The organism is Vibrio sp. M250220 (assembly GCF_036533795.1).
GTDB lineage: Bacteria > Pseudomonadota > Gammaproteobacteria > Enterobacterales > Vibrionaceae > Vibrio.
The window spans coordinates 1-6,094 of the sequence record NZ_JATABI010000083.1; the positions used below are offsets into that span (position 1 = coordinate 1).

8 protein-coding genes and 2 pseudogenes are annotated in these 6,094 nt (G+C 45.1%); 3 read left to right on the forward strand and 7 right to left on the reverse strand.

What is annotated here, in order from left to right:
- Nucleotides 1-192 (reverse strand): transposase (locus QTN94_RS18965; RefSeq protein WP_443088808.1); only part of this gene is annotated, 192 nt, incomplete at its 3' end.
- Nucleotides 193-311: 119 nt separating this feature from the next.
- Between QTN94_RS18965 and QTN94_RS18970 the strand changes: the two genes are divergently transcribed.
- Nucleotides 312-1,943, forward strand: a complete 1,632-nt coding sequence (locus tag QTN94_RS18970; RefSeq protein ID WP_331428529.1) for a glycoside hydrolase family 13 protein — start codon at nucleotides 312-314, stop codon at nucleotides 1,941-1,943.
- Between the two features lie 46 nt (nucleotides 1,944-1,989).
- On the opposite strand, the gene QTN94_RS18975 is transcribed toward QTN94_RS18970, so the two are convergent.
- The 6 genes and pseudogenes from QTN94_RS18975 to QTN94_RS19000 all read right to left on the reverse strand — a co-directional run bounded on the left by QTN94_RS18975 (nucleotide 1,990) and on the right by QTN94_RS19000 (nucleotide 4,757).
- A complete protein-coding gene (locus QTN94_RS18975; RefSeq protein WP_331428530.1) occupies nucleotides 1,990-2,610 on the reverse strand; it encodes a DsbA family protein in 621 nt (206 codons plus the stop codon).
- Nucleotides 2,611-2,676: 66 nt separating this feature from the next.
- Nucleotides 2,677-3,063, reverse strand: coding sequence for a LytR/AlgR family response regulator transcription factor (locus QTN94_RS20690; RefSeq protein ID WP_443088809.1), 387 nt, complete (start codon nucleotides 3,061-3,063; stop codon nucleotides 2,677-2,679).
- A 63-nt stretch (nucleotides 3,064-3,126) separates the two neighbouring features.
- Nucleotides 3,127-4,140: pseudogene (locus QTN94_RS18985) on the reverse strand (FtsX-like permease family protein); the annotation flags it as partial.
- Nucleotides 4,136-4,267: pseudogene (locus tag QTN94_RS18990) on the reverse strand (lipoprotein-releasing system ATP-binding protein LolD); the annotation flags it as partial. The pseudogenes QTN94_RS18990 and QTN94_RS18985, both read right to left, overlap by 5 nt.
- A 9-nt stretch (nucleotides 4,268-4,276) precedes the next feature.
- A complete protein-coding gene (locus tag QTN94_RS18995; protein WP_331428531.1) occupies nucleotides 4,277-4,510 on the reverse strand; it encodes a hypothetical protein in 234 nt (77 codons plus the stop codon).
- A 121-nt stretch (nucleotides 4,511-4,631) separates the two neighbouring features.
- Entirely contained in the window at nucleotides 4,632-4,757 is a 126-nt protein-coding gene (locus QTN94_RS19000; protein WP_331428532.1) for a hypothetical protein, read from the reverse strand.
- 251 nt (nucleotides 4,758-5,008) lie between these two features.
- On the opposite strand from QTN94_RS19000, the gene QTN94_RS19005 reads away from it, so the two are divergent.
- Complete coding sequence (locus QTN94_RS19005) at nucleotides 5,009-5,257, forward strand: hypothetical protein (RefSeq protein ID WP_138970518.1); 249 nt, start codon at nucleotides 5,009-5,011, stop codon at nucleotides 5,255-5,257.
- 353 nt (nucleotides 5,258-5,610) lie between these two features.
- Nucleotides 5,611-6,094, forward strand: a 484-nt coding sequence (locus QTN94_RS19010; RefSeq protein ID WP_331428533.1) for a POTRA domain-containing protein, incomplete at its 3' end; no start/stop codon positions are given.

Genomic DNA, 6,094 nt, shown 5'->3' on the forward strand with positions numbered 1-6,094 from the left:
ATAAAGGGGACGTGACCTAAGCTGGCAGTAGCTCGTAGAGCCACAATTAGGGCACATGAAGCCATTCTCCCAGCGCAATGAAAATAAGCGTTTCTGACATTGTTCTTCTGTGCCATAAAGACTTAGAAATCGAGGAATAGAAATCCCACTTTGGAATTGAATCTGATTCTTTGGCATACCAAACCCTCCCATAACAATACATTAAGTATAGACGCTTTTAGTATGGCTGAAAGTCGGGGGTAATCAGGATTATTTTTGTCGCCAAAAATTCGCTATATTTCCCTCAACAATTCGAATATTAGGGCAACAAAATGGACAAACGTTGGTGGCATAACAGTGTGGTATATCAAATCTATCCACGTAGTTTTTGTGATTCAAATGATGATGGTATCGGTGACCTTCAAGGCATCATCAGTAAGCTAGATTACCTGCAAAATCTGGGAATTGACGTGATCTGGCTTTCTCCAGTCTATCAATCTCCGATGGACGACAACGGCTACGATATTTCAGATTATCAGGCCATCGCTCCTGAGTTTGGCACCATGGACGACATGCGAGCACTCATTGAACAAGCCAAACAGCGTGGGATCCGCATTGTAATGGATTTAGTAGTAAACCATACCTCGGATGAACATCCATGGTTTGTCGATGCAAAGCAAAGCGCTGACAGCAAGTATCGCGACTTTTACATTTGGCGAGATGCGAACGCAGACGGCACGCCACCAAGTGATATCGGCTCTATTTTCGGAGGTAGCGCTTGGCAGTGGGACGAGCACAACCAGCAATACTACTTTCACCTATTCTCAAAACGCCAGCCTGACCTTAACTGGGAAAACCCGCTACTTCACGAACACATCTTTGCGATGATGAACTGGTGGATTGACCAAGGTATTGGCGGCTTCCGTCTTGATGTCATCGATCTGATTGGTAAAGAGATAGATAAAGGTATTACAGGGAATGGTGAACGTCTACACCCACTGTTACAACAAATGAATCAAGCCACCTTTGGCAGCAAAGACCTTCTAACGGTGGGAGAAACTTGGGGAGCAACACCTGAAATTGCCAAATTGTACAGTGACCCCGCAAGGCAGGAATTGTCCATGGTGTTCCAGTTTGAGCACATTACACTGACATGGCAAGACGGCGATAAATGGCAGCCCATTCCACTCGACCTAAATAGGTTTAAGCAAGTTCTCACCAAATGGCAGGTCGAACTCAACAACCAAGGTTGGAACTCACTGTTTTGGAACAATCATGACTTACCGCGTGTTGTGTCTAAATATGGATGCGACAAACAATACCGAGTTGAATCAGCGAAAATGTTGGCAACCACGCTGCACTTTATGAAAGGGACACCTTATATCTATCAAGGTGAAGAGATTGGCATGACCAATGTAGCCTTCGATACCATCGACCAATATAAAGACATCGAAACGCTCAATTTTTACCAAGTGAAAACCGACTCAGGTACTAGTCACGAGCATATGATGGAGGCAATTCACCAAAACGGTCGTGACAATGCTCGTACACCGATGCAATGGAATAACGACAATCAAGCGGGTTTTACCAACGTAACACCTTGGATTGCAGTCAATCCAAACTATCCACACATTAACGTGGCAGATGCCCTTGCCAATCATGATTCAATCTTTTATCACTACAAACAGCTAGTATCCTTGCGTAAAACCCATCCTGTCATCGTCTACGGTGATTTCATTCCGCTGCTCGAACAACATCCGCAAGTGTTTGCCTATGAGAGAAAAGATGATCAACAACACTTTGTGGTCGTGAGTAATTTTAGTGCCGAAAGGCTAATCGTCCCATTACCAAGTCACCTGCAAAGTCGTAAGGTAACCACCTTGATCACCAATAGCGTTGCACTTACTGAGTTAGGGAACTCACTCACGTTGAGCCCGTACGAATCTTATGCCCTAGAGCTATAAAAAAACACCGGACACGTGTCCGGTGTTGTTCTTTTCAATCATGTCCTTACCAAGACAGTATCTGTTCGACTTGCTCAATCGTTGCTTCTGCGGACTGATAATCCACTTGCAGCTCTATAATTCCTTGTTCGTTGGCAACAAACAGTGAAGGAAAGCTGTTTCCACCGATACGACGAGCAAACTCCAGCTCTTGAAGAAACTCTTGATTAAGCTCTGCTGAGAAAAAATCCACTTCAAATTTTGCTGTATCCAGCCCAATGTTGGCTGCAAGAGAGAGTAGAACCTCATTGTCACTGGGGTTTCTTGCCTCTAGGTAATAAGCGTGTTGAATCGCACTCAACATAGCTTGCTCAGCTCCTTGCTTGCGAGCGGCAAGGACAGCCCGACATGACGGATAGGTAGAACGACGAGGCGTATTCTTTTGCCAGAAATCATAGTTAAACTCTGTACCAAGAAAATCCTCTATTTTCTTCCAATATGAGGCGATTTGGCGTTGCATCTCTTCTGGCATCGGCTGGTCGGAATCCGGTGCCAAACCACCGAGTACGTACTGTATCTCTATCTTGCTTTCGAGCTGTTGCGATACTTTCTGCCACACGGGTTTATATCCCCAACACCATGAGCACATGGGATCATAGACATAATAAAGTTTGTTGTTGGTCGACATATTACCGCTCCTTCGATGAGCTCTTAGATAGGATGTTAGAGTGAGATTACACAGCTTGTCTCTCGATTACCACAAATTGGTAAACTGGCTTTGCATTGCACGACTCACTGGCAGCTTTTCTCCTCCAATCACAACCACCATCTTACCGGTAATGACTTTTTTGACCTTTTCAACTGCCGACACATTGACAATCGTTGAACGATGAATCTGCCAAAACTGCTGCGGATCTAACTGCTGCAATAACTCTCTCAGCGAAGTTCTCAACAAGTACTCCACCTTTTTATCACCCTCTTTGGCAAAAAGAGACACGTACTTGTCCTCAGCTTTAAAAAAGAGGACATCACTCGCTGCGATAAGATGAATGTCGTCCCCTCTGCTGGCACGCAACCAACTCAAATAAGTCGGCTTCGCTTGCTGACTTATCTGCTGAATCTGATCAAGCAGCATCGACATATTGGGCTGTAAAGGTGGTATATTGGTGTTAAGCCTCACTTTAAGCTTGGCGATACATTGCTCTAACCGCTTCTCTGACAAAGGTTTAAGTAAATAATCGACAGCATTAGTCTCAAAAGCCTGTAAAGCATACTCATCGTATGCCGTTATGAAAACAATCTGAGTCTCAGTATCGCTCTTATCCAGTATCTTGGCAGCGGCCATCCCATCAAGCTGAGGCATTTTGATATTAACCACCATAAGCAAACCGCTGACCAGTAAACTCAGTACTCCACCAATCATAGAGCCGATCACGGCAAGCAGCGCGGCCTCTCGAACAAAACCAGAAACGATCTCATTGGGGTAAGTCCCTAATGCGGATAAGGTGCCGATCTCGCGAGTGCGTTCTGTCACGGACATTGTCATTGTGTTAAACAGAGCAACGAATACAACCAAAGCCATGACCGCGCCCATGATGCCAAAAATTCGGTCATATAAGTCTTTGACTTTGCTGTAGAAAAACGCCCTTTGCTGCCAAGGTGTCACCTCTAGCGGCTGAGCTAAGTTCATTTGAGATAACTGTTGGTTAACCCAAAGCGCCATAGACTCGGTTTGTTTAGTATCAAACAAAAACACCGACAAGGTACTCACTTTGTTGCTGTTCAGCAGTTGCTGCACAGAATCAATATGAAGATACAACTGACGTTTATCGAGCTCAGGAACGCCGGTTGAATAGATGCCGCGAACTTTATAATCATAGGCATTGAGCGCACCATCACTGGTTGTGGCGAGTAAAGTGACCCAGTCACCAGTTTTGACACTGAGGTTACGCGCCAAATCGATACCAAGCATCACTTCTGGTTCGCTTGGTTCGTACCGAGATGATTGGGTACTCGAAAGCGTTTTACCTTCTCGAACATCAAGAAAGGGACCTTTCATATCGAACTCGCGTTCATTAACGCCAGTGCCAACAAAAATCGTCGATTTACTGCCATTCGACACTAGGCCTGTAAATTCTACGCGGGGTTGGACTCCACGAACCTTATCACTGGCTAACAAACGAGTGGTTAGAGCCCCTCCATCTGCAATCCCGTTTGCCTGAGCCAGAGGGACCACAGAGTGCAACCATTTCTCCCTTGGCAATCTGACCACTGACTTCGCTCAGTGCGTTCACTTGCTGCTGACCAATGCAATACTGCTTACTGATTTGCTGGAAGTTAATCATAACGCCACCTTAAGCTGCTGAATCAACAAGGGCTTGCGCCTGAAGAGTCAATGGATGTTGCGGCGCTTTTGCTTGCATATCTGATATCCATTGCTGCGCCTGATGCTTATCTTCCGCTCGAAGTGCAGCACGTATTGCGTAGAGATAAACCCAAGAGATTGCATCGTAGTTCTGCTGTTTAAACGACTCGTCAGCAAGCAGTTCAATATATAAGTCGTAGCCTCGTTCGAAGTGATTGAACATATCGGGAAGCGAAGTGAACGTCGCACCTGCAATCGATCTAGCCAGTAATGACTCTGGCAGTCCCTGACGAATCTATTGCTGTTCAATTGGCGTCGATTGACTGGCTAATAGATCGAGCCCCTTACTGATCGTCGCAAGCCCCTGCCAAGTTGTATTCGGCGATGACGGCCTCTGTTGGCGTAGAATACGAGGGAAAGGCTGTGAGTAAGCTACATAGAATGAAGCTAGCGAATGTTACTGTTTTCATCTGACTATTCCTTTGATCGTGTGATGGTCAAAGATTACGCTCAGAGAAAAAAGTATTCAGAGTAATGAGACGAACGGGCATTCAAAGGCGTGAATGGCACAAACACGGATTAAATGGCAAGCGGTTGAGGCCAACCTAGGGTGCAGCAGTGGATTTTAGCCACTATGATCGTTAAAGTAGCGACAAAATAAGAATCACCTCTCTGAATAACAAAAACATGCAGAGAAGGTTAGAGCAAAGAGATAACTCCGATGATCAAAGACGACAAAATTATTGCTGATTTAGCAGAACTTGAAGCTTTCCTTATCGCCGTCGAGAGCGGTGTGTTAGAGCTTAAGAATGCCGCAGGCGTTGCCATGGCAACCAACAACCAGGACGGCCGCCGATTCGTTGCTGTACTAGACGATAAGCACCAACTCATTTTAGGCCGTTGGGTTACAGAAGAAGTGTTCCAAACAGGACAAGATTTGGTGCGCAACGGTCCAAGCCGCAAGCACTAAAACAGCAGAGTTAGAAAATAAGTTCGTTTCTGATATCGGCCTCACAACATACTCGCCTTTCGGCAATACCAAAGCGGATTTGAGCGTGGTTTCACTCGCCAGAAGTGCATAAATTTTTCTCTGCCAATCAATGGCAAATACTTCCAGCATTATTTGTCGGAAAAGTCTTAGTCCGACAGGCTAAGCTGTAAGGCGATGTTTAATTAATAACAATGTCATCATTAGCAGGCCGATCTTTTAAGAGGTTATTTCCAGTTTGAATAATTCCTACTGACCATCTTACATTTTATTTAGGTTTTATATGGTAATCATTCGATCAGTTCTACTAAGACTAAAGGTCCTGATCATCTGATATGCGTTACTTGTATGTTTCTATACGCAAAATGCGTGATAAGTTACTGCTCATACTGACTGTTTTCAGTGTGCCTCCAATCGCGGCTCAAGCGGTGGAGCTGCCACTCGGCCCTTTAACGAGTCAAGATATTGAAAATGAGCAAAAGCAGCGTTTAGAGCAGCTTGAGCAAAACACTAGTTCGCTTCAACAACTCGTCCCAACACCTACACTGCCTGAACCCAAACCAATAGAAAGCAGCCAGTGTCTCGAGATTGAGGCCATCGCTTTTCAAGGCAACACCATTTACGACAGCAATACACTGACTGATGTCAGTGGCTTCCAGTCAGGCTGTATCGGACTCAATACTATCAATGACTATCTTCGCAATATCTCTAATCACTATATCGAAGCGGGCTATGTCACTTCCCGTGCTTTTATGACACCACAAGACCTGTCTTCTGGGGTGTTATTGATTGTGATTGTCGAAGGGAAGGTAGGAAAGG

Excerpts from the sequence above, each read along its gene's own strand:
- QTN94_RS18975 (WP_331428530.1), bottom strand. The coding sequence starts at position 2,610 with ATGTCGACCAACAACAAACTTTATTATGTCTATGATCCCATGTGCTCA.
- QTN94_RS19000 (WP_331428532.1), bottom strand. The coding sequence starts at position 4,757 with ATGAAAACAGTAACATTCGCTAGCTTCATTCTATGTAGCTTACTCACA.
- QTN94_RS19005 (WP_138970518.1), top strand. The coding sequence starts at position 5,009 with ATGATCAAAGACGACAAAATTATTGCTGATTTAGCAGAACTTGAAGCT.
- QTN94_RS20690 (WP_443088809.1), bottom strand. The coding sequence starts at position 3,063 with ATGTCGATGCTGCTTGATCAGATTCAGCAGATAAGTCAGCAAGCGAAG.
- QTN94_RS18970 (WP_331428529.1), top strand. The coding sequence starts at position 312 with ATGGACAAACGTTGGTGGCATAACAGTGTGGTATATCAAATCTATCCA.
- QTN94_RS18995 (WP_331428531.1), bottom strand. The coding sequence starts at position 4,510 with ATGTTCAATCACTTCGAACGAGGCTACGACTTATATATTGAACTGCTT.